Below are 21,938 nucleotides of genomic sequence, written 5' to 3' on the forward strand. Positions count from 1 at the left end.
AATTCACCGCTCCCGTTTTATTTAAATTTTATTATTTATTTGGCTAATGATGCAGTTTGAGTTGCACCTACTGGTGAGCTCATTTGTGTTTTCAATGCAGCAAATCTGTCTAAATTAAGTTTTGGTGTGCTGCCCATTACCAGGATATGCTCCTGAGTAGCACCACTTAATTTTAGATCCGCACGATCCTCAATTACTGTATATAGACCTTCGGTATTAGAGTCGATCGCTGCAACAGCATCTCCGTTTAAGAATAATTGAAGATATTTTGAATTTAATTTACCTGAAGTTTTTACCACCGCGTTATCAGATGCCTGTACTCTGAAAATGTTTTTTACAGAAACGGTAATTTTAGCCACATTTCCATCGGCTGAACTGATTTTTAAGGCATGTCCATCCTGGATCACTTTTACTTTACCGGTGTTATCTTCGTTATAGCTTACGCTTTCTTTTTCACCTTGAACCAGCGTAATTTCTACATTTCCGCTTACAATAACTTGTTGGATATCTTTAGGCGTTGAAATTTTGATTGGCTGTTTTTCGTGTGCCATTACACTTGTTGAGAAAATTGCAGAAGTTAAAGCGATAGCTGTTAATACTGATTTTGTTAGGGTTTTGATAGAGGTTTTCATAATGCTGTTGTTTATATTTTTATTAATATTTGTTGTTGTTTTGTAGATAAGACGTCGTGGCGTACAAAACGTTGCAGCAGAAAATCCTCAATTATACCAACGTACCTTAATTCTCGACGAACGGGTTTAAAAATCGGGCAAAAAAGTGTTTGTATTTTAATTATTCAATCGTTCAGTTGACAAGGCTGTATTGACGTACATTTCCAGCTTGATGCTAACACGTTAACCTTGAACTCGAATTTTATGGGAACTATTTTCAATGGTCTTCCAACCATAACAATTCGGCATGCCTGATCCCATTGCTGTTGGATTTATTTTACAGATAGGAATAGCGTTTTTAGATTTCCGTTAGTTAATCGTTGTCAGCACCTTTTATTAATAAAGGACTCTTTATACGTCAAAATAAGGAGCCGACCGGCGGCGAGCTGTGGCAAGGCCGTGCCATGTGCTATAGGCAATAAGTCGCGAAACTGATATGGATATACAAAAAATGATTGTTCAAAATAGCAATCTATATTTATGATGCAGTGATAAATTCATCTGATTATGATAATCTTCCTGTTGAATGCAATAAATTTTACAGGCCACCTCTTGATGTAACTATTAAAATTTAATCGATAATTTTTCCGAAACAAGAACATTGTTTTTGTAGTATTCAAAAAACCAATTTCCATTCTTTTTGATAACGATGCCGTTTGCATTGCCGTTATTTGAAATATAACAATCCTCCACAGAGGTTTTTAGTAAGGTCATTACAATTTTGGGTGTCGCATCGATAAGTTGGTAGCCGTTGCTAATGGCTTGAGCATATAATAGCGCTTCTTTTTGTTCCGGCTTGGTGGCCGTAGGCTGATCAATATGTACAGGTGCGGTTTTTGTCTCTATGTTTGTGTTTGCTGTTACTGGCAAGTTGCTGGTTAGCATTGTTGGTTGATCGGCCGAGTAACTAAAATCGTTAAAGGTTGTAAAAGCATCTCGCAACGCTAAATTATAAGAAGTGTTATATTCTTTCTCTCTGCTTTTGCCTTCCTTGCTTTTTATCACTACGGCACCTTTACAATCTTTAAGTAGGAGGGTAAGGTTGGTTACAAACATGCTGTTTTTTCCTGCAGGTCAACAGTAAGGGCTTTGCACCTGTCGGCCGCTATTTCCTGTGATATTTCGGTATTATCAAAATATACTGTAAAACCTTTTTCCTCAAAAAGTGCTTTGGTGAGGGTGTTTAATCCATATTGATTAACTTGCTTTAAAAAACTGAATTTCTCTGGAACAATGATATATTTATAATTTGCTGTATTAGATTGTGCCTGAACAGCAAAAGAAATGGCTAAAAGAGTAATAAAAAGATAGCTTTTCATAGGTTATTGTAGTGTGGATAAGATTCTGCCTCAATTTATAGATTAACAGGGAGAAAATCAAATTTATCAATCTGTAATACTTCATACTCATTGACCATAGGTTACCTGCAAACGAATAAAGTTTATCATCAGCCGTTGCATTAATCGATTCAATTGTTTATTATTATGGCGTTTAACGATCATCATCTATCTATAACACTGCTTTTTGCGTGTTATAAAACCAAATATTCCAATGAAAATGGAGGAGCGCCAACTCATTAAATTAGCAGGCTGGTTTAAAACCCGGCATATTTCCTACCCTAGGGTTTTAGCTGGAGGTTTAGCGTATTTACCTGACCGGATTCCTATTGAATGTACAATATATCTTCCTCTAAGCAGAGAAGACTTTCGTCATTCCTAAAATCTTTCTTTCTTCTGAAATTAAAAACCAATTATAAACTAAATCTGAGCTTATGCTTAACATTAAAACCACAAAATTATTCTGGGCAAGTTGCCTGGCATTACTCGTCACCTCGCTTTCCTTTGGTATCCGCGCCGGGATCATGAACCAGCTGGGGATAGATTTTCAATTAAGTACCGCCGAATTGGGTACGATTACGGCTGCTGCCTTCTGGGGGTTTCCACTGGCTATTGTAGTTGGAGGATTTGTAGTGGATATAATCGGGATGAAACGTTTACTGGTTATGGCCTTTGTTTTTCACCTGGCCGGTATTATCCTGACTATTTTTGCTCAGGGCTATTGGAGCCTCTTTTTATCTACCTTGCTCATCGGCATTGCCAATGGTACTGTTGAGGCTGCTTGTAACCCATTGGTTGCCGCTTTATATCCGGAAAATAAAACAACTAAATTAAATCACTTTCACTTATGGTTTCCTGGTGGGATTGTAATCGGCACATTGTTGGTTACGCTATTTGTTCAGCTTGGATTAGGTTGGAAAGTGCAGGTAGCCATGATGATTATCCCTACCTTAATTTATGGGTACCTCTTTTCGAAGCTGGATTTTCCGGTTACCGAAAGGGTATCGTCTGGTTATTCCAGTTCAGATATGTATAAAGCAGTACTTTCTCCACTGTTTATCTTCATGTTCATCTGCATGTTTGGTACTGCCATTACAGAGTTATTTACTGGTCAATGGATAGGTTTACTGTTGAAGAACGTAACCGACAATGCCATTTTGTTGCTGACGCTAACAACCGGAATCATGGTAATTGGGCGGGGTTTTGCGGAGCCTGTGGTGCACCGTCTTGCGCCTCAGGGCGTACTGCTTCTATCTGCCATATTTGCGGCAGCAGGGCTTTACATGTTAAGTACCTTTACCGGAAATTCAGTTTTCTTCGCGGCAATCGTTTTTGGAATAGGTGTTTGTTATTTCTGGCCAACCATGATCGGTTTTGTTGCTGAAAATGTTCCTAAATCAGGCGCACTCGGCTTAAACTTGATGGGAGGGGCCGGGATGTTTGCCGTTTCTATTTACACCATGTTCATGGGGAGTTTTTACGATAGCCTGATTGTTAAACATCTGCCTGCAGGTGCTTCATTTGATGCTTACCTAAAAGCACCGGAAAATTCTGAATATGCACTGGCGCTGGCCAATGCCAAAAATCTTGCAGGTCCCGAAATTTTACGAGCCACCTTGATTATACCCATTATATTAATTGTTGCTTTTGGCGGATTGGTGATCTATCTTCGCTCACGGAAAAAAACAAGTACTGTGGTAGCATAACCAATTACCGCCTTACAGATTATCTTTCGTAGATAATACCGGCTACAAGTTTATGATGTTTGGTAGATCATAAACTTGTAGCTATTTGAATTTTAATTTTCAATAGCTGTATCGCTATCTGATAAATTACAATAACGAACTACCTGGCTGGTATTCATACGGCGCTTTTCCTCCTTCAAAAATCCTGGTGTTTTCACTGCCTTCAGTAGTGATTTTATCGCCTGATATCCTGATCCAACTGCCCTCGCGTAGGCCTATTACCCGAATGTTGTTTTGCGTTAAAAATTCCATAATCCTCGTTTCCCTGGTTTCTCCGTTATGCTTTAATTCCGGAATAGGGTCAAGGTAATGGGGGTTGATATTAAAAGGTACCAGGCCCATACATTCAAAAGAAGAAGGATATACAATAGGCATATCGTTGGTTGTTTTCATATTAAGGCCGCCAATGTTACTGCCGGCACTACAACCTAAATAAGGTTTGCCCGATTTGATGTTTTCGCTTAAATGAGCCATTAGTCCCAGGTCATGCAATGTTTTTACCAGCAGAAAGGTATTTCCCCCACCTGTAAAAAAACCTTTCGCTGTGTGGATTGCACTAACAGGATCATCAAATTCATGCAGCCCCTTAACGCTGATATTTAACCTGGAGAAAAAACCGCGCGCGGTGTTTGTATATTCTTCATGCGAAATGCCTCCCGGCCTTGCAAAAGGAATAAATATAATTTCATCTAATCCGGCAAAGAGGCTAATCAGCTCATCTTTCAGGTATTCCAGGTAATTACCGCCATATAGGGTAGAGGTAGAAGCGAGGATAACGTTCATGTTGTTTTGCTTTATAAAGCAATTATAGGTTTTTTGGTTGAAATAATATCTTTTGATCTGATGGCTAAATTGCCCTTGTAGCATCTCATTGCATTTTTATCATCGCATCTACATCTTCTGGCATCGCTACTTTCATAATGGCAAATTAATACTAATTTTGCGCTCTAATTTTTATAATCATGAGGCTGGCAATAAATGGTTTTGGTAGAATAGGAAGAACATTTTTACGCCTGGCATTGGCCGAAGGCTTTGATGTAGTAGCCATTAACGATCTTGCAGATGCCAGAACAATGGCACATTTGTTTAAGTATGACAGTGTTCACGGTGTTTTTAAGGGTAACGTTTCGGCTAAAACCGATGCATTGGTGATTAATGACCTTTCCATTCCCGTTTTTGCCATTGAAGCAGCTGATGAACTGCCATGGTCGGCACTGCGTGTTGATTTGGTTATTGATTGTACGGGCAGGAACCTGACGCGGACATCAGCTGAAAAACATCTATCCTCAGGTGCCAAACAGGTCTTGATTTCTGCCCCGGCTGCAGAAGATATTCCAATGGTGGTGTTAGGCGTAAACGACGATCATCTTGATCTGACCAGCACGATATTATCAAACGCAAGCTGTACAACCAACAACATTGCCCCAATGATTAAAATTCTGAACGACAACTGGGGCGTGGAGGAAGGTTATATTACAACCATCCATTCTATGACGGGAGATCAGAATCTGCATGATGCCAACCACAAAGACTTGCGCAGGGCAAGAGCAGCTTCATCTTCTATTATCCCCACTACCACGGGGGCAGCAAAAGCCATCACCCATATTTTTCCCGAATTGGATGGCCGTTTAGGTGGCGCGGGAATCAGGGTTCCGGTATTAAATGGATCGTTAACCGATTTTACCTGTTTGTTAAAGAAGAAAACCACCATCGAAGAAATTAACTCAGCTTTTAAATATGCTGCCGAAAATGAATTGAAAGGCCTTATTCAGTACACTGCAGATCCGATTGTTTCCATTGATATTATTGATAATCCCCATTCCTGCATATTCGATTCGCTGTTGACTTCGATTGTTGGCGACCTGGTTAAAGTGGTGGGCTGGTACGATAATGAGTACGGTTATAGCAGTCGTTTGATCGATGTCGTGAAAAAAATCAATATCCTTAATACAAAATAATTTAGGGTTTTTGTGTTGATTTTAATGCCCAATAAACCAGCACTGGCTGAAAAAATAAGCGTAAAAAGCGTTTGCTATCTGTATTAAGCCCGAATGCGCTGCGTTTGTGGGTATATTGAGCTATATTTCCTGGAAAAACGCTAACAAACAGGCCAGCGGCAATTTTGCCAATTAATGCCTGATGTTTTTTGGGCGCTAATACCAAAGCAGTGCCCAGGGCAATTTCAACAAAACCTGAGTACACAACGGTATCGTCTTTCTTTAAAGGTACCCAATCTGGCACCTGTGCCTGGAAAGGTTTACGGGCAAAAGTTAAATGCCCAATCCCGGCGGTTATTAAACCCGCGCCCATTAATACCCTGGCTGCTGTTTTTATGTTTTCTTCTTTCATTGTTTACATCAAATGATAATTCAATTTGCTTTGACCTGAACTGGTATATTAGAGAAACTGTTTTTGTAAATGCCCTTAGATAGATTTTTGCTTTAATCAAAAGCTGGTTTTAAGCTATCCAAAAGCGAAAATTACTCGTTCAGCCCTGACCCTATTAATCAAACAAGTAAATAGGATGTCTGTTTTGCACGATGTGCATTTTATGTTCGCTTCAGCTAAGGCGGTTGATTAGATGGGTTTTATATCAAAATTTTAGCACTTTCTGGCATTATTATTAGCGTGTTTCAATTGCTTTATTAACTTTGCAAACGTTTGCGGTGTATTCAATGGCGATTTCTTTGGGTACAGACTAATCATAAAATAAATATGGTCAAATTCATTCTTCCTGAAGAAGTTCTGCCTTTAAGGAGCCTGGTTTTACGCAACGGCAAACCATTAGAAGCCTGTGTTTTTGAAGGGGACCTGGCCTACGACACCTTTCACCTGGGTTTTTTTAAAGATGGAGAAATAAAATCTATTGCCACATTTATGCGCAATGATTTTTTCCCCGGAGAAGGTGAAGGTTATCAGTTACGTGGGATGGCCACGCATCCGGATGAAGTTGGTAAGGGATACGGTGCAGCACTGGTTACTTTTGCTATCGAATATTTAAAAGAATACAAAACCGATTATTTATGGTGCAATGCCCGCTCAACCGCAGCAGCTTTTTATAAAAAAATCGGCTTCACTACTGATTCGCCGGAATTCGATATCCCGGGCATCGGTTTCCATTACGAAATGAAATTAAACTTAAATCAAAAATAATTAATCATGAACACCATTGACCAGTTTGACTTTAAAGATAAAAAAGCATTAATCAGGGTAGATTTTAACGTGCCTTTGGATGATGAATTTAAAATTACCGATGATAAAAGGATCAGGGCTGCATTACCTACCATAAGCAAGATTTTAAAAGATGGCGGTGCGGTTATTTTGATGTCTCACTTAGGTCGCCCGAAAGACGGCCCTACCGATAAATATTCTTTAAAACATATCTTATCTGATTTATCTGCGCTTATTGGTGTTGACGTTAAGTTTGCCGACGATTGTATTGGCGAAAGCGCGGTAAAACAGGCAGCTGATTTAAAATCGGGCGAAGTTTTATTATTGGAAAACCTTCGTTTTTACAAAGAAGAAGAAAAAGGTGATGTAGCCTTTGCAGAGAAATTATCAAAATTGGGTGATGTTTATGTTAACGATGCCTTTGGTACTGCACACCGTGCACATGCTTCAACCTCAATTATTGCCCGGTTCTTCCCAAATGCAAAGTACTTTGGTTATTTAATGGCTTCTGAAGTAGAAAATGCAGAGAAAATTTTAAATCATGCAGAAAGGCCTTTCACAGCCATTATGGGTGGTGCTAAAGTATCTGATAAAATTCTTTTGATCGAGAAATTACTGGAGAAAGTTGATAACCTGATTATTGGTGGCGGTATGGCTTATACTTTTGCCAAGGCACAAGGTGGCGAAATCGGTACCTCATTGTTAGAGGCTGATAAGCAGGAACTTTCTTTAGAACTGATCGAAAAAGCGAAAGCAAAAGGAGTAAACCTGATTTTGCCGGTTGATACCGTAATTGCAGATAAATTTGCCAACGATGCTGGTAAACAAGATGTTGCGGCAGGTCATATTCCGGCTGACTGGATGGGCTTAGATATCGGTCCTAAAACGGCTGAACTGTTCCAGGATGTAATTAAAAACTCCAAAACATTATTGTGGAATGGCCCGATGGGTGTTTTCGAAATGGAAAGCTTTCAGGTAGGTACCAAAGCTGTTGCCGATGCGGTAGTAGCTGCAACTAAAGATAATGGTGCATTTTCATTAATCGGCGGTGGCGATTCAGCTGCGGCGATTGCCAAATTCGGAATGGAAGATGAAGTGAGTTATGTTTCTACCGGTGGTGGTGCCTTACTTGAGTATATGGAAGGTAAGGAATTGCCAGGTGTCAAAGCCATTAACGAATAAGAGATAACAACCTTATAAAAGGCCTTGCAGATAATCTTTGCAAGGCCTTTTTGTTTAAACGGCTGAAAATGCAATTCGTATTTAATGTATGGTGCACCATGTAAATTCGGCGTTGAAATCTGGTTGATTTTTGCTATCAATAAGTTATTAAGACGCTCATTTTTAGTGCTATTTCGTTTTAGGTGTAAAAAGTGGGCGAACGTGACACTTTTATTTAATTTGTTTTTAACCTGCTTATTATCAGTTATTAATATGTTTTTAATTGTACGGGTGGGTTTGCTGTAGCTATATTTGCTAGCCATTAATGTAACAAAAAAGATGTGGAAAACTTTTTTGTGGTAAAAAGTGGTAAAAAGTGGTAGAACTATTTACTTTTACACTAGATAAAAAGTGTAGATACCACTATGACCCAACTTTTAGGAGAATTTGATTGTAAACTTGACGCAAAGGGACGCCTTATGGTTCCTGCTGCGCTTAAGAAACAATTGCCTGAATCTGAGAAGGAAGGGTTGATCATCAACCGTGGTTTCGAAAAAAACCTGGTTATCTATCCAAGGAAAGTTTGGGATGCTGTTGTTGCCGATCTTTCTAAGCTTAATATTTACGATCAGGAAAACCGGGCCTTTGTAAGGGCCTTTACGCGTGGAGCAACCGAGCTTTCGCTTGATGCTGCCGGCCGGGTACTTTTGCCAAAATCGCTGGTTGATTATGCGGGTATCGGTAGTGATCTGGTGCTGGCTTGTCAGTTAGATCGTATTGAAGTTTGGGATAAAAAATCTTACGAAGATATTTTTGATGATGTGCCGGCTAATTTTGCCAGTCTTGCCCAAAAGGTAATGGGTGATAAGAAAGGAGGAGCTGATGGAGAATAATTACCATGTACCTGTGATGTTAAAGCCTTGTATTGATGGCCTGAATATCAGGCCTGACGGGGTTTATGTTGATGTGACCTTTGGTGGTGGTGGTCATTCGAAAGAGATTTTGAAACATCTTGGTCCGAAGGGTAGGCTGATTGCTTTTGATCAGGATCCGGATGCGCAGGCTAATATTCCGGCAGACGATCGTTTTATTTTTATCGACCAGAATTTCGGTTTTTTGAAAAATAACCTCCGTTTAAAAGGTTTTAGGCAGGTTGATGGTATACTGGCTGATCTAGGGGTTTCTTCTCATCAGTTTGATGTGCCTGAACGTGGTTTTTCCATCCGTCACAATGCTGATTTGGATATGCGGATGGATCAGCACCGTGATTTAACGGCGGCTGAAATTTTAAACACCTATCCTGAAGACAAGCTTCATAAAATATTTGGGATTTATGGTGAGGTAAAAAATGCAAAATCTTTAGCGCGTGCTATTGTTACTGCGCGTTTAGAACAGTCTTTTACCGATATCAATAGTCTGAAATCGGCTATATCGGCTTATATCCCTAAGGGAAAAGAAAATAAATATCTGGCGCAGGTTTTTCAGGCACTTAGGATAGAGGTGAATGCAGAAATTCAGGTGCTGGAAGATTTTTTACAACAGGCGGCCGATGTGTTAAAGCCGGGCGGTCATTTGGTGGTGATGTCTTATCATTCGTTAGAAGACAGGCCGGTAAAAAACTTTATGGCAAAAGGGAAATTTCAGGGAGAAGTAGAAAAGGATTTCTTTGGAAATCAGCAAAAGCCATTTAATGTAATTACACGTAAAGCGATTGTGGCCACTGATGAGGAGATTGCGCAAAATAATCGTGCCCGTAGTGCTAAACTTAGAATTGCAGAAAAAATATGAACAGGTTTAGAGAGGAGATAGAGGAAGAGGAAGCTGGGCCTGAACCGGAGTTAAAAGCAGTGCCCAAAAAGCCGAAAACTGCTGAAGAAAAAATGGATAGCAACTCTTTCATCAGCAAGCTTTTTAATGATGGATTGGTAAGTAAAGAGGCGGCAACAGATGCTTTGCCTTATTTGTGTTTTCTGGCTTTTTTGGGGATGATTTATATCGCCAATAGCCATTTTGCGGTAAACAATGTTCGCCGTATTGATAAATTAAATAAAGAAGTAAAAGAATTAAGATGGGAGTATAAATCCCTTAAGGCCGACCTGATGTTCAAAAGTAAATTAACAGAGGTTGCTAAAAAGGTAGATACCCTTGGTATAAAAGAACTGATTGAACCACCAAAAAAAATAATTGTTAAAAGCGATGAATATTAGAGCAAACATCTTGCTTCGTGTATATCTGGCATTTGGCTTAATTGTGCTTTTTGCTTTTGCGGTGTTTTTACGCCTGGGTCAGGTGCAGTTTGTACAGGGAAAAAAATGGAAAGCTATGGCGGATAGTCTTTCTACCCGTTATGTAAATGTAGAAGCTACCCGTGGCAACATTTACTCCAATGACGGCAGTTTGCTGGCTACTTCGGTGCCGGAATATGAACTGCGTATGGATATGTTCGCCGGCGGTATTGCTGATGATAAAGTATTCAATGAGAAAGTAGATTCGCTGGGTTATAAATTATCGCAGATTTTTCAGGATAAAACTGCAAAAGAATATGCGCGTTACCTGCGTAAGGGCCGTCAGGACAGTGCACGTTATTTATTGATTCACCGTAAAGTAGGTTATGCCGATCTAAAAACGATCAGGACTTTTCCGCTTTATAACATCGGTAAATTTAGTGGTGGCTTAATTGCCGTGCAACAGAATAAACGGATTCTTCCTTTTCAGGCGCTAGCTGCCCGTACCATTGGTTATAAAAACGAAAATGTAGCCAATGGTGTAGGTTTGGAAGGTGCTTATAAAGAATATATTAACGGTGAAACCGGAAAAAGATTGATGCAGCGCATTGCCGGAGGTGTTTATATCCCGGTGAATGAAGAAGCAGAGGTTGCGCCAAAGGATGGTGCTGACATTATCTCGACCATTGATGTGAATATGCAGGATATGGCACAAAGTGCCTTAGAGAAACAGTTGATTAAATCAAAGGCCGATCATGGTGCAGTAATTGTAATGGAAGTGGCAACGGGCGAAATCCGAGCAGTGGCTAATTTCTCCAAAGTAGAAGAAGGTGTTTACAAAGAGAAATTTAATTACGCCATCGCCGGTAACCAGGATCCGGGTTCTACTTTTAAACTCGCTTCTTACATGGCTTTGCTGGAGGATGAACTGGTTGATACCAATACCATGGTTGGAACGGGTACCTATAAAATCCCGGGGCATACCATTAAAGATTCTCACGGAAGCATCGGTGTGGTAACCGTTAAGAAAGCTTTTGAACAATCATCCAATGCGGCGATTGCCTACCTGATTAACAGTAAATATGGTGCAAATCCGAAAAAGTTTACAGATCATTTGTATGACTGGCGCTTGCATGAAAAAATGGGTTTGCAGATTCCGGGTGAAGCCAGGCCCGCAGTAAAAAATCCGGTTACCAATAAAAGTTGGAACAAGAATATGACCTTGCCGCAAATGGCATATGGATATGAAATGCAGTTGACACCATTGAAAATGTTATCGCTTTATAATGCGGTGGCCAATAATGGTAAGATGCTTCAGCCGATTTTTGTAAAAGAGATCAGAAGGTTGGGAAACCCGATTGAGCAGTTTAAAGCCAGGGTGATCAATGAAAAAATTTGTTCTGATGTTACACTGAGCAAGATTAAAAAAATGCTTGAAGGGGTGGTAACTGAGGGCAGCGGAAAGCAGATTGTTTACAATCCGTTATATCCGATTGCTGGTAAAACCGGTACCGCACAGGTGGCTGATGCCAATAAAGGATATAGAGCGAATAAACAGTATCAAGCCTCTTTTGTAGGTTATTTTCCTGCAAATAAGCCAAAATATTCAATGATCGTGGTAATTAATGATCCAAAAGGTGCTTATTATGGCGCATTGGTATCAGGTCCCGTTTTCAGGGAAATTGCCGATCGTATTTATGCCAGCGACATGCAGATGTACAATGATGTACCTACCCGTTTGGTTGGCAATACCGGGACGCCGCCAACAAAGGCCGGACAAAGCAAAGCAACGCAGAAGGTATATAAAGCTTTCGGATTTAAACCACTTTTTGCTTCAAAATCTGAGTATTACAACATTATAGATACCAGTGCAGGAACAATTTTTCAGGAAAACAGCGAGCGTAAAGGTGTAATGCCAAACGTAACAGGGATGGGGCTGAAAGATGCCTTGTACCTTTTAGGTAATGCAGGTTTAAAAACAAAGGTTTTTGGTGCCGGCAAAGTGATTAGTCAGTCGATAGCTGCCGGTACAAAAGTGGGTAGAGGATTAGGTGTACAGATAGAGTTAAATTAAGGTGGAAGGTTTAGGGTTTAAGGCGTAGGGTTTAGGATGGAAGGTTTAAGGTATATGCCTTGCTACTTGATACTCACTGCTTGATACTAAAAATAAAAAAAATGCAATTACAAGATTTACTTTACGGTGTAACGATTAAAGAATTGGTTGGTAAAACCGATCGGCAGATCAATGCGCTGAATTTCGATTCGCGTAAGGTAGGTAAAGATGATATCTTTTTTGCGATGGTAGGTACCCTTACTGATGGGCACCAGTTTATTGAGCAGACCGTTCAGCAGGGCGCAGGCGTAATTATCTGTGAAAATTTACCGGAAATCGACGATTTTACGGTGACTTATATCAAGGTTGAAAATACATCGGTTGCCCTGGGGATTATGGCCGGTAATTATTTTGGAAATCCATCAGCAGATTTAAAACTGATTGGTATTACCGGAACGAACGGAAAAACGACCATTGCGACCATTCTTTTTAAATTATTTAAAGATCTGGGTTATAAAACCGGGCTTTTATCTACGGTAGAGAATTACATCAATGATACGGTAGTGCCTGCTACGCACACTACGCCAAACCCGATTGCCTTAAACCAGCTGTTAAGGGATATGGTAAAGGCAGGCTGCGATTATTGTTTCATGGAAGTAAGTTCGCATGCCGTGTCCCAGCACCGGATAGAAGGATTAACTTTCTCCGGGGGGGTGTTTTCGAATTTAACACATGACCATTTAGATTTTCATAAAACTTTTGATGCCTACCTGAAAGCCAAAAAAGCATTTTTTGATATGCTGCCTAAATCGGCATTTGCGCTGACCAATATCGATGATAAAAATGGCATGGTGATGCTACAGAATACCAAAGCACATAAAAAGACTTATGCGCTGAAGCAGCTGGCAGATTTTAAGGCTAAAATTATCGAAAACCAGTTCAGTGGTTTGCATTTGGATATCGATAACGAAGATGTTTATTTTAAATTGGTAGGCTCTTTTAATGCCTATAATCTATTGGCCGTTTACGGAACTGCGATTTTATTAGAACAGGATAAATTAAGGGTGCTCACGATGTTGAGTCGTTTATCAGGTGCAGAAGGAAGGTTTGATTATATCACTTCTGCTGATAACATTATTGGTATTGTAGATTATGCACATACTCCGGATGCCGTTCAGAACGTATTAAGTACCATTGCTAATATCCGTAAAGGAACCGAACAGGTAATTACTGTAATTGGTTGCGGTGGAGATCGTGACAAAACCAAAAGGCCGATTATGGCCCAGGTGGCCTGCGACTGGAGTAATAAGGTGATTCTCACATCTGATAATCCACGTACAGAGGATGCTCAAGCCATTATCCATGATATGGAAGCAGGTGTTTCGCCGACAAATAAGCGTAAAACATTGTCCATTTTAGATAGAAAAGAAGCGATTAAAACAGCCTGTCATTTAGCGAAGCCAGGAGATATTATTCTTGTTGCGGGTAAAGGGCATGAGAAATACCAGGAAATTAATGGGGTAAGGAACCATTTTGATGATAAAGAAATTTTACTTGAACAATTAAAACCAATCAGCTAATGTTATATTTATTATTCGAATACCTGCATAAGCATTATGATATACCTGGGTTAAGGTTGTTTCAGTACATCACTTTCCGGGCTTCTATTTCCATCATTTTATCGCTGATCATCACTACGGTATATGGCCGGAGGCTTATTGATTTTTTACATAAAAAACAGGTGGGCGAAACGGTTAGGAATTTAGGCTTGGAAGGCCAAATGCAGAAACAAGGCACTCCAACAATGGGTGGAATCATCATTTTGCTGGGTATTCTTATTCCAACATTACTTTTTGCCAATATTGCCAATATTTATGTCATCCTGATGGTAATTACCACAATATGGATGGGCGCAATAGGCTTTTTAGATGACTATATCAAAGTATTTAAGAAAAACAAAGAAGGTCTAGCTGGTCGTTTTAAAGTGGTTGGTCAGGTAGGTTTGGGCTTAATTGTTGGCATAACCATGTATTTTCATCCCAATATCGTGGTGAGAGAAACTGTTCAGGATAATGTTAAAAGCACTTCTACGGTTCCGATGGTATTGCGCCAGAAAGGCGAGACATTTTACTATACGCAGGATGTAAAATCAACCAAAACCAACATGCCTTTTTATAAAAATAACGAGTTCGATTATGCCAAGGTATTAAAGTTTTTAGGAGGTGATTATCAGAAATATGCTTTTATCATATTCCTCGTGTTCACCGTATTTATCATTACCGCAGTTTCAAATGGAGCCAATATTACCGACGGTATTGACGGGCTCGCCACGGGTACTTCTGCTGTAATTGGTATTACACTGGGAATTTTGGCTTATGTATCGGGTAATACGATCATGGCCGATTACCTGAATATTATGTATATCCCGAACTCGGCAGAGCTGATGATTTTTGCGGGAGCATTTGTTGGTGCATGTGTGGGTTTCCTTTGGTACAACTCTTATCCTGCCCAGATTTTTATGGGCGATACCGGAAGTTTGGCCATCGGGGGAATCATAGCCGCTTTTGCACTGATGATCCGTAAGGAGCTTTTAATCCCGATTTTATGCGGAATATTCCTGGTAGAACTGGTTTCGGTGATTATGCAGGTTTCTTACTTCAAATATACCAAGAAGAAATTTGGAGAAGGCCGCAGGATTTTTCTGATGTCGCCTTTGCATCACCACTACCAGAAAAAGGGATATCATGAAGCTAAAATTGTAACCCGTTTCTGGATTATCGGGATCATGCTTGCAATTATGACCATCGTAACATTGAAATTGAGGTAATTCAAGGTGGAAGGTTTAAAGGTGGATGGTGTAAGGTTTAAGTAGATCAGTAAAAATAAAAAATAAAAAATAAATAAAAGTGTAATAGTAGTGTCTTGATACCTGATACTAATTACTTAATACAAAAATATAAAACAATGAACACGAATAACATCACATCAAGCAATACTAAGTCAGCAATGACCGGGCAGGGCCGTGTGGTTATTCTTGGTGCCGGCGAAAGTGGGGTAGGTGCAGCAAAGCTGGCACAAACCAAAGGTTTCGACGTATTCGTTTCGGATTTTGGTATCATAACCGATAAATACAAAGCTGCACTAGAAAAGCTTGGCGTGCCCTTCGAATCTGAAAAGCATACCGAAGAATTGATTCTGAATGCAACGGAAGTCATTAAAAGTCCTGGTATCCCGCCAACAGTACCTATCGTTAAAAAACTGGTTGCCCGGGGTATTCCGGTAATTTCAGAAATTGAGTTTGCCAACAGATATACCAACGCCAAAACCATTTGCATTACAGGGTCTAATGGTAAATCAACTACAAGCCTGTTAACCTATCATATCTTAAAAAATGCGGGCTTAAATGTAGGTTTGGCTGGTAACATCGGGCAGAGTTTTGCCGCGCAGGTAGCCACAGAAGACTATGAATATTATGTGCTGGAAATATCGAGTTTTATGCTTGACGATATGTTCGAGTTCAAGGCAGATATTGCTGTTTTATTAAATATTACACCCGATCATTTGGATCGCTACGATTACAAGCTGGAGAATTACGCTGCATCAAAAATGCGCATCATTCAAAACCAGACTGCAAATGACGTTTTCATTTATTGTGCAGATGACCAGGAAAGCCTGAAAGCCATGGCAATTACTAAACCACTTGCCAGAACCTATCCTTTTTCGATTGTTAAACCAGTTGAAAGGGGCGCTTATTTAGAAGATAATACTTTACACATCCTTACAGAACCTAATAACCAACTAACCATGTCTATTTCAGATTTAGCCTTACAGGGCAAGCACAACATTTACAATTCTATGGCCTCAGGCATTGTGTCGAAAGTTTTAGAATTACGAAATGAGTCCATCCGCGAGAGCATGGGTAATTTCAAGAATATTGAGCACAGGTTAGAGCATGTTGCCAAAATTTCGGGGATCGATTTTATCAACGATAGTAAAGCCACCAATGTAAACTCTACCTGGTATGCTTTAGAAAGTATGACGAGCGATGTGGTGCTGATTATGGGCGGTGTTGATAAAGGGAACGATTACAATATGCTTAAGGATCTGGTTAAAACTAAGGTGAAAGCCATTGTTTGCCTGGGTAAAGACAATAAACGTATTCATGATGCTTTTGAGGATGATGTAGATATTATTGTCAATACTTTTTCTGCAGAAGAAGCTGCCCAGATTGCTTTCCATCTGGCAAAACGTGGCGATGCCGTATTGCTATCGCCAGCATGTGCAAGTTTTGATTTGTTTAAAAATTATGAAGACCGTGGTAACCAGTTTAAGGCGGCAGTAAGAGAATTATAATAGGAGGCTCAATATATGTTGCAGGCACTACTTAATAAAACAAAAGGAGATAGATGGATCTGGCTGATCATCATCCTGCTTTCGCTTATATCTGTAATGGCAGTGTATAGCGCAACGGGTACTTTGGCTTATAAAAAAGGAGAAGCTGTAGAGAAACTTTTGCTTACCAAACACCTTATTTTCGTTTTGCTGGGCATAGGTATGATTTACATCGCCCACCTGCTTGACTATCGCTATTATGCAGGTATTTCAAAGGTGTTAATGATTGTAACCATTCCTTTGCTGTTTTACACCTTAATTTTTGGTACGAACTTAAACGATGCTTCGAGGTGGGTTAAAATACCGGTAATTGGGTTAACCTTTCAAACTTCCGATTTAGCCAAGCTGGCATTGATTACCTTTTTGGCCCGGATGCTGACCAAAAAACAAGAAAATATTAAAGACGTTAAAGAGTCATTTATACCAATTATGGGGTCGGTTTGTGTGGTTTTTGTTCTAATTGCACTGGCCAATTTATCTACAGCTTTAATGCTTTTTGGTGTAAGTATATTGCTGCTGATTATCGGTAGGATCAGTATTAAACAGATCGCTATTGTTTGTGCAGGAGGTTTTGTGCTGCTATTGTTCGTTTTCTTTTTAGGGCCGAGGCGAAAAACCTACATGTCGCGTATCAATACGTTTATGCATCCTGAAATGCAGCATTCAGATAAAACTTTCCAGGCAGATCAGGCAAAAATTGCCCTGGCTACTGGTGGTGTTTTTGGTAAAGGACCAGGTAATAGTACGCAACGCAATTTCCTGCCACACCCATATTCCGATTTTATTTTCGCCATTATTATTGAAGAATGGGGGACTGTGGGAGGAATTGTTATCATGATACTATACCTGGTGCTTTTATACCGATGTATCAAGATCGTAACCCGGGCACCAAAGGCTTTTGGTGCGCTGCTGGCCGCCGGATTAAGTTTTAGTCTGACCATTCAGGCCTTTGCAAACATGGCGGTAGCAGTTGGTTTAGGGCCGGTAACCGGGGTTCCATTGCCGCTGGTAAGTATGGGGGGTACCTCGATGATTTTTACCAGTGTGGCGTTTGGTATTATTCTGAGTGTAAGCCGCGACGTAGAAGAAAATGCCAATGCAGCAACAAAAGAAGATAAAGATAAAGTGAAAAATAAAGTAATAATTGGTGAAATACCAGCAATGGCATAGTTGATCGTTATTAAAAGGTGTTAAAATAAATTAACCACAGAGAGAACAGAGAGTAAGGCACAGAGAAACACTAAGAAAAATTTGTGATTCAAAAATAAGCTTAATGTTCTCAGTAGTAAAAGTAAACTTAGAGTGCTTTGCGAAAAACTTTGCGTGCTTTGCGGTTAAAATAAAGCTTGATGCCCGCAGTGTACTCTGTGGTAAAAAACTTAATGTGCTTTGCTGAAAACTTAGTGCACTTTGCGGTTAAGAAAATAGATAAACAATTAAAATGAATAATTCCCCAAAAATTATCATATCAGGTGGTGGCACCGGCGGGCACATTTTTCCCGCCGTAGCCATAGCCAATGCGCTAAAACGTATGGTGCCAACCTGTGAAATCTTATTTGTGGGTGCGATAGGCCGAATGGAAATGGAAAAAGTTCCTGCTGCCGGCTATAAAATTATAGGATTGGATATTAGTGGCATACAACGCGGCTCGATTATCAAAAACCTGGCGCTTCCGCTAAAGGTTATTGGTAGCGTGCGGAAAGCCCTGCAGATTATTAATGATTTTAAACCCGATGCAGTAGTAGGCGTTGGTGGTTATGCTTCTGGACCCCTGTTGTATGCATCATCATTAAAAGGAATTCCTTATCTCATACAGGAACAGAATTCTTACGCGGGGGTAACCAATAAGTGGTTAGGTAAAAAGGCTTCGAAAATCTGTGTCGCTTTTGATGAAATGGACCAGTTTTTTCCAGCTGACCGGATTTTAAAAACAGGAAATCCTGTCCGTCAGCAAGTGGTTGATATTAAAGGAAAACACCATGCAGGAGCTGAACTATTAAAACTAGACCCACTAAAAAAGACCATTATGGTTACTGGTGGAAGTTTAGGCGCAGGAACATTAAATAAGGCAATTGAAAAACACTTGCCTGAAATTATTGCACAAGATGTGCAGGTGATCTGGCAAACCGGTAAGTATTACTATAAAGGGATTATGGAAAGATTGGGCCCCGATTACCACCCAAACGTCCGGATCCTGGAGTTTTTAAATAAAATGGATTTGGCTTATGCCGCCGCCGATGTGATCATCAGCCGTGCCGGAGCAGGGACAATAGCAGAACTTTGTTTGATCAAAAAGCCAGTGATTCTGGTGCCTTCGCCAAATGTTGCTGAAGACCATCAGACCAAAAATGCAATGGCCCTGGTTAAAAATGGAGCTGCAGTACTCATTAACGATCGCTCAGCCGAAGATACTCTGGTAAAAGCGGCACTTGAACTTTTAAATAATAAAGAACAAAGCGAACAGCTGGCAGAAAACATAGGAAAAATGGCATTGCCGGAAGCCGACGAAATAATTGCGAATGAAGTATTGAAATTGATTAATAAAGATGTGAGAAACTAGATGTTGGATATGAGATCAGACTATTTGTCTAGTGTCTTAAATCTCCCATCTCAAATCTAAAAAAATAATGGAATTAAGTAAAATAAATAGGGTTTTCTTTGTAGGTATCGGTGGTATCGGCATGAGTGCGCTTGCCCGTTATTTTGCTAAACGCGGACAGGTGGTTTGTGGTTATGATAAAACCCAGACCAAACTTACTGAAACCTTAACGCAGGAAGGGATCTTAATTACCTTTCTTGATGAAATTTCTGCATTGCCTAATGAATTTTCAGATCATCAGGATGATACCCTTGTTGTGTATACACCAGCAATTCCAAAAGATTCGAAGATTTTAAATCACTTTATAGAAAGAGGTTTTACACTAAAAAAACGTTCAGAAGTTTTAGGTATCATCAGTAAGGGAATGTTCTGTATTGCTATCGCCGGCACGCATGGTAAAACTACAACTTCATCTATCGTTGCTCATGTTTTAAAAGATACCGGTTACGATTGTACTGCTTTTTTAGGCGGCATAACCAGTAACTACAATAGTAATGTGCTTTTCGGAAAAAACAATGTGGTAGTGGTAGAGGCTGATGAGTACGATCGCTCATTTCTCACCCTTCATCCTGACATAGCTGTGGTTACTTCGATGGATGCCGATCATTTGGATATTTATGGCGATAAAAGCCATCTTGAAGAATCCTTTCGCTTGTTTGCTGGCCAGCTGAAAGCAGAAGGTACACTTTATGCGCATGAAGGATTGCCGCTGGAGGAAAGCATCAGCTATGCAGCAAGTTCAACGGCAGTAGAAAAGGCAGAAAATCTAAGGGTAGAAGGTTCGAAATTTCTTTTTGATTATACCGGTGGTGCCCAAAGCATAAACGATATCAGTTTAATGCTTCCAGGTAAGCACAATGTAGAAAATACAACGGTTGCTATTGCCATTGCCTTACAGTTGGGCATTGATGCTGAAAAGATAAAACAGGCTGTTGCAAATTTTAAGGGTGTTAAACGCCGCTTTGAATACATTGTAAATAATAGTAATCAGATTTATATTGATGATTATGCACATCATCCCGAAGAACTTAGGGCTTGTTTTGATGCGGTAAGGCAATTATATCCTGATAAAAAGCTAACCGTAATTTTCCAGCCGCACCTGTTCACCAGGACACGGGATTTTGCAGATGAATTTGCAAAAGTTTTGAGTACTGCTGATGAACTGATGCTATTGGAAATTTACCCCGCAAGAGAATTACCAATTGAAGGGATAAATGCACAGTTTTTACTGGATAAAATCACGCTGGCAGATAAACAGGTATGCGGAAAAGATTTTGTAGTCCAGTATGTTAGGGATACAAAACCTGAATTAATTTTGACAGTAGGTGCGGGAGACATAGACACTATTATCGAACCCCTAAAAAATACTTTGAACAATGCTTAAACGGATAAACTGGAGCACAATTTTTACTGGCTTTGCCTGGCTGATCAGCCTGGCAGGGGTGGTGGTGCTTTTGAGTTTTATCAATGTGAAGAAACAGACGGTTAAATGCAAAGATGTTAAGATTCTGATTCCCGGAGCAGATAATTTCATTGAACGTGAAGAGATTGATGCGATTTTGAAAGAAGATCAGGGTGTGCTGTTAGGCCGTAACCTCGAAAACATCAACATTCATAATATCGAAAAAAAACTGCAGTCTAACCCTTACATTGGTTTTGCGAAAGTATATGTAGATATGGATGGGGTATTGCATATTGAAGTAAAACAGCGTCAGCCTATCCTTCGCATATTGAACGAAAACGGGCAGGATTTTTACATTGATAACGACGGACTGAAAATGCCTATTTCATCAAACTTTACTGCGAATGTGCTGGTCGCAACAGGACATATTACCGAAATTTTTGGGAGTAGGGTAGATACATTGCGTACACAACTGGCAAGAGATTTATATAAAACTGCGCAGTTTATTAAAAAAGATACGCTCTGGGATTCGCAGATTGAGCAGATTGTAGTTGATCAAAAAAACGATATCGAACTGATACCAAGAGTAGGCAATCAGCGGATTATTCTTGGCAATGCCGATTCGCTTGAAAAGAAAATGACAAACCTGCTGTTGTTTTATAAAAAGGCAATGCCCCAGGTAGGATGGGACACTTATCGGACCATTAACATCAAGTATACCAACCAGATTGTTTGCGAAAGAAGAGATTCGACAGAATTGGCAAAAAAAGCTAAAACAATTTCTGCAGCAGATAGTTTGAGGATACAACGAAGTGTAACCGACTCATTAATCAGAAGTACAATTGTTGCCGCTATGGATGATCGTCCGGAGGCCGATGAACCGAAAAAAACAGAAGTTCGAAAGGTTGAACCAAAAAAGGTTGTAGAAAAAAAAACTGAGCCTAAAAAAGCAGAGCCGAAAAAAACAACTCCGGTTAAAACAGCATCGACAAAGCCAGTGGTTACTTCAGCCACAAAACCAAAGGATACGAAATCTGCAGATAAAAAAGAAAAACCGAAGCAAACGGTAACAACATTACCAAAGCCGGCAAAATCCGCGGCTCAATTGAAAAAAGAAATAGAAGCAAGAGAGAAAGAAATCAAAGCCCTAGAAAAACAGTATAAAACTCAGCAAAATTAACA

General features: G+C 39.9%; 20 protein-coding genes. 15 read left to right on the forward strand and 5 right to left on the reverse strand.

Annotated elements, in window-relative coordinates; genetic code table 11:
* Positions 1 to 35: 35 nt before the first annotated feature.
* The 3 genes from BM107_RS09025 to BM107_RS24930 form a co-directional block, all read right to left on the reverse strand.
* Positions 36 to 632 carry a GIN domain-containing protein gene (locus tag BM107_RS09025; protein ID WP_090982461.1) on the reverse strand — a complete coding sequence of 199 codons (597 nt, stop codon included), beginning with the start codon at positions 630 to 632 and terminating at the stop codon, positions 36 to 38.
* A 603-nt stretch (positions 633 to 1,235) separates the two neighbouring features.
* Complete coding sequence (locus tag BM107_RS24925; protein WP_208864365.1) at positions 1,236 to 1,676, reverse strand: hypothetical protein; 441 nt, start codon at positions 1,674 to 1,676, stop codon at positions 1,236 to 1,238.
* A 41-nt stretch (positions 1,677 to 1,717) separates the two neighbouring features.
* Positions 1,718 to 1,990: a hypothetical protein gene (locus BM107_RS24930; protein WP_208864366.1), complete on the reverse strand. Its 273-nt coding sequence runs from the start codon at positions 1,988 to 1,990 to the stop codon at positions 1,718 to 1,720.
* Between the two features lie 452 nt (positions 1,991 to 2,442).
* Between BM107_RS24930 and BM107_RS09035 the strand changes: the two genes are divergently transcribed.
* Positions 2,443 to 3,714 carry an MFS transporter gene (locus tag BM107_RS09035; RefSeq protein ID WP_090982463.1) on the forward strand — a complete coding sequence of 424 codons (1,272 nt, stop codon included), beginning with the start codon at positions 2,443 to 2,445 and terminating at the stop codon, positions 3,712 to 3,714.
* Between the two features lie 126 nt (positions 3,715 to 3,840).
* On the opposite strand, the gene pepE is transcribed toward BM107_RS09035, so the two are convergent.
* Positions 3,841 to 4,536 carry a dipeptidase PepE gene (pepE, locus tag BM107_RS09040; RefSeq protein WP_090982465.1) on the reverse strand — a complete coding sequence of 232 codons (696 nt, stop codon included), beginning with the start codon at positions 4,534 to 4,536 and terminating at the stop codon, positions 3,841 to 3,843.
* A gap of 179 nt (positions 4,537 to 4,715) precedes the next feature.
* Here pepE and gap point away from each other — a divergent pair, with 179 nt between their 5' ends.
* Entirely contained in the window at positions 4,716 to 5,711 is a 996-nt protein-coding gene (gene gap, locus BM107_RS09045; protein WP_208864367.1) for a type I glyceraldehyde-3-phosphate dehydrogenase, read from the forward strand.
* A gap of 1 nt (position 5,712) precedes the next feature.
* Here the strand turns inward: gap and BM107_RS09050 are convergent, their stop codons facing one another.
* Complete coding sequence (locus tag BM107_RS09050; RefSeq protein ID WP_090982469.1) at positions 5,713 to 6,102, reverse strand: DoxX family protein; 390 nt, start codon at positions 6,100 to 6,102, stop codon at positions 5,713 to 5,715.
* 366 nt (positions 6,103 to 6,468) lie between these two features.
* On the opposite strand from BM107_RS09050, the gene BM107_RS09055 reads away from it, so the two are divergent.
* The 13 genes from BM107_RS09055 (at position 6,469) to BM107_RS09120 (ending at position 21,936) form a co-directional block, all read left to right on the forward strand.
* Positions 6,469 to 6,906: a GNAT family N-acetyltransferase gene (locus BM107_RS09055; protein ID WP_090982472.1), complete on the forward strand. Its 438-nt coding sequence runs from the start codon at positions 6,469 to 6,471 to the stop codon at positions 6,904 to 6,906.
* 6 nt (positions 6,907 to 6,912) lie between these two features.
* Entirely contained in the window at positions 6,913 to 8,106 is a 1,194-nt protein-coding gene (locus BM107_RS09060; protein ID WP_090982473.1) for a phosphoglycerate kinase, read from the forward strand.
* 404 nt (positions 8,107 to 8,510) lie between these two features.
* On the forward strand, positions 8,511 to 8,978 hold the full coding sequence (gene mraZ / locus BM107_RS09070) for a division/cell wall cluster transcriptional repressor MraZ (protein ID WP_090982477.1): 468 nt from the start codon (positions 8,511 to 8,513) through the stop codon (positions 8,976 to 8,978).
* On the forward strand, positions 8,968 to 9,873 hold the full coding sequence (gene rsmH / locus BM107_RS09075; RefSeq protein ID WP_090982479.1) for a 16S rRNA (cytosine(1402)-N(4))-methyltransferase RsmH: 906 nt from the start codon (positions 8,968 to 8,970) through the stop codon (positions 9,871 to 9,873). The genes mraZ and rsmH overlap by 11 nt, the downstream gene beginning before the upstream one ends.
* Positions 9,870 to 10,292 carry an FtsL-like putative cell division protein gene (locus BM107_RS09080; protein WP_090982481.1) on the forward strand — a complete coding sequence of 141 codons (423 nt, stop codon included), beginning with the start codon at positions 9,870 to 9,872 and terminating at the stop codon, positions 10,290 to 10,292. The genes rsmH and BM107_RS09080 overlap by 4 nt, the downstream gene beginning before the upstream one ends.
* The gene (locus BM107_RS09085) at positions 10,282 to 12,384 is read left to right on the forward strand and encodes a penicillin-binding protein (RefSeq protein WP_090982484.1); all 2,103 of its coding nucleotides are present in this window, start codon (positions 10,282 to 10,284) and stop codon (positions 12,382 to 12,384) included. The genes BM107_RS09080 and BM107_RS09085 overlap by 11 nt, the downstream gene beginning before the upstream one ends.
* Before the next feature lie 101 nt (positions 12,385 to 12,485).
* A complete protein-coding gene (locus BM107_RS09090) occupies positions 12,486 to 13,943 on the forward strand; it encodes a UDP-N-acetylmuramoyl-L-alanyl-D-glutamate--2,6-diaminopimelate ligase (RefSeq protein ID WP_090982486.1) in 1,458 nt (485 codons plus the stop codon).
* The gene (gene mraY, locus BM107_RS09095; protein ID WP_090982488.1) at positions 13,943 to 15,190 is read left to right on the forward strand and encodes a phospho-N-acetylmuramoyl-pentapeptide-transferase; all 1,248 of its coding nucleotides are present in this window, start codon (positions 13,943 to 13,945) and stop codon (positions 15,188 to 15,190) included. The genes BM107_RS09090 and mraY overlap by 1 nt, the downstream gene beginning before the upstream one ends.
* A 137-nt stretch (positions 15,191 to 15,327) precedes the next feature.
* On the forward strand, positions 15,328 to 16,716 hold the full coding sequence (gene murD / locus BM107_RS09100) for a UDP-N-acetylmuramoyl-L-alanine--D-glutamate ligase (RefSeq protein ID WP_244278775.1): 1,389 nt from the start codon (positions 15,328 to 15,330) through the stop codon (positions 16,714 to 16,716).
* 15 nt (positions 16,717 to 16,731) lie between these two features.
* Complete coding sequence (locus tag BM107_RS09105; RefSeq protein ID WP_186462440.1) at positions 16,732 to 17,925, forward strand: FtsW/RodA/SpoVE family cell cycle protein; 1,194 nt, start codon at positions 16,732 to 16,734, stop codon at positions 17,923 to 17,925.
* 271 nt (positions 17,926 to 18,196) lie between these two features.
* Entirely contained in the window at positions 18,197 to 19,315 is a 1,119-nt protein-coding gene (gene murG / locus BM107_RS09110) for an undecaprenyldiphospho-muramoylpentapeptide beta-N-acetylglucosaminyltransferase (protein ID WP_090982490.1), read from the forward strand.
* Positions 19,316 to 19,382: 67 nt separating this feature from the next.
* Positions 19,383 to 20,738, forward strand: a complete 1,356-nt coding sequence (gene murC, locus BM107_RS09115; RefSeq protein ID WP_090982492.1) for a UDP-N-acetylmuramate--L-alanine ligase — start codon at positions 19,383 to 19,385, stop codon at positions 20,736 to 20,738.
* On the forward strand, positions 20,731 to 21,936 hold the full coding sequence (locus BM107_RS09120; RefSeq protein ID WP_090982494.1) for a cell division protein FtsQ: 1,206 nt from the start codon (positions 20,731 to 20,733) through the stop codon (positions 21,934 to 21,936). Before murC ends, BM107_RS09120 begins: the two co-directional genes overlap by 8 nt.
* Positions 21,937 to 21,938 lie beyond the last annotated feature (2 nt).

It is taken from the genome of Pedobacter suwonensis, assembly GCF_900111825.1.
GTDB lineage: Bacteria > Bacteroidota > Bacteroidia > Sphingobacteriales > Sphingobacteriaceae > Pedobacter > Pedobacter suwonensis.

What these genes read in the sequence shown, in the direction of transcription:
- BM107_RS09025 (WP_090982461.1), bottom strand. Translation starts at nt 632, where the DNA reads ATGAAAACCTCTATCAAAACCCTAACAAAATCAGTATTAACAGCTATC.
- BM107_RS24930 (WP_208864366.1), bottom strand. Translation starts at nt 1,990, where the DNA reads ATGAAAAGCTATCTTTTTATTACTCTTTTAGCCATTTCTTTTGCTGTT.
- BM107_RS09035 (WP_090982463.1), top strand. Translation starts at nt 2,443, where the DNA reads ATGCTTAACATTAAAACCACAAAATTATTCTGGGCAAGTTGCCTGGCA.
- pepE (WP_090982465.1), bottom strand. Translation starts at nt 4,536, where the DNA reads ATGAACGTTATCCTCGCTTCTACCTCTACCCTATATGGCGGTAATTAC.
- gap (WP_208864367.1), top strand. Translation starts at nt 4,716, where the DNA reads ATGAGGCTGGCAATAAATGGTTTTGGTAGAATAGGAAGAACATTTTTA.
- BM107_RS09050 (WP_090982469.1), bottom strand. Translation starts at nt 6,102, where the DNA reads ATGAAAGAAGAAAACATAAAAACAGCAGCCAGGGTATTAATGGGCGCG.
- BM107_RS09055 (WP_090982472.1), top strand. Translation starts at nt 6,469, where the DNA reads ATGGTCAAATTCATTCTTCCTGAAGAAGTTCTGCCTTTAAGGAGCCTG.
- BM107_RS09060 (WP_090982473.1), top strand. Translation starts at nt 6,913, where the DNA reads ATGAACACCATTGACCAGTTTGACTTTAAAGATAAAAAAGCATTAATC.
- mraZ (WP_090982477.1), top strand. Translation starts at nt 8,511, where the DNA reads ATGACCCAACTTTTAGGAGAATTTGATTGTAAACTTGACGCAAAGGGA.
- rsmH (WP_090982479.1), top strand. Translation starts at nt 8,968, where the DNA reads ATGGAGAATAATTACCATGTACCTGTGATGTTAAAGCCTTGTATTGAT.
- BM107_RS09080 (WP_090982481.1), top strand. Translation starts at nt 9,870, where the DNA reads ATGAACAGGTTTAGAGAGGAGATAGAGGAAGAGGAAGCTGGGCCTGAA.
- BM107_RS09085 (WP_090982484.1), top strand. Translation starts at nt 10,282, where the DNA reads ATGAATATTAGAGCAAACATCTTGCTTCGTGTATATCTGGCATTTGGC.
- BM107_RS09090 (WP_090982486.1), top strand. Translation starts at nt 12,486, where the DNA reads ATGCAATTACAAGATTTACTTTACGGTGTAACGATTAAAGAATTGGTT.
- mraY (WP_090982488.1), top strand. Translation starts at nt 13,943, where the DNA reads ATGTTATATTTATTATTCGAATACCTGCATAAGCATTATGATATACCT.
- murD (WP_244278775.1), top strand. Translation starts at nt 15,328, where the DNA reads ATGAACACGAATAACATCACATCAAGCAATACTAAGTCAGCAATGACC.
- BM107_RS09105 (WP_186462440.1), top strand. Translation starts at nt 16,732, where the DNA reads ATGTTGCAGGCACTACTTAATAAAACAAAAGGAGATAGATGGATCTGG.
- murG (WP_090982490.1), top strand. Translation starts at nt 18,197, where the DNA reads ATGAATAATTCCCCAAAAATTATCATATCAGGTGGTGGCACCGGCGGG.
- murC (WP_090982492.1), top strand. Translation starts at nt 19,383, where the DNA reads ATGGAATTAAGTAAAATAAATAGGGTTTTCTTTGTAGGTATCGGTGGT.
- BM107_RS09120 (WP_090982494.1), top strand. Translation starts at nt 20,731, where the DNA reads ATGCTTAAACGGATAAACTGGAGCACAATTTTTACTGGCTTTGCCTGG.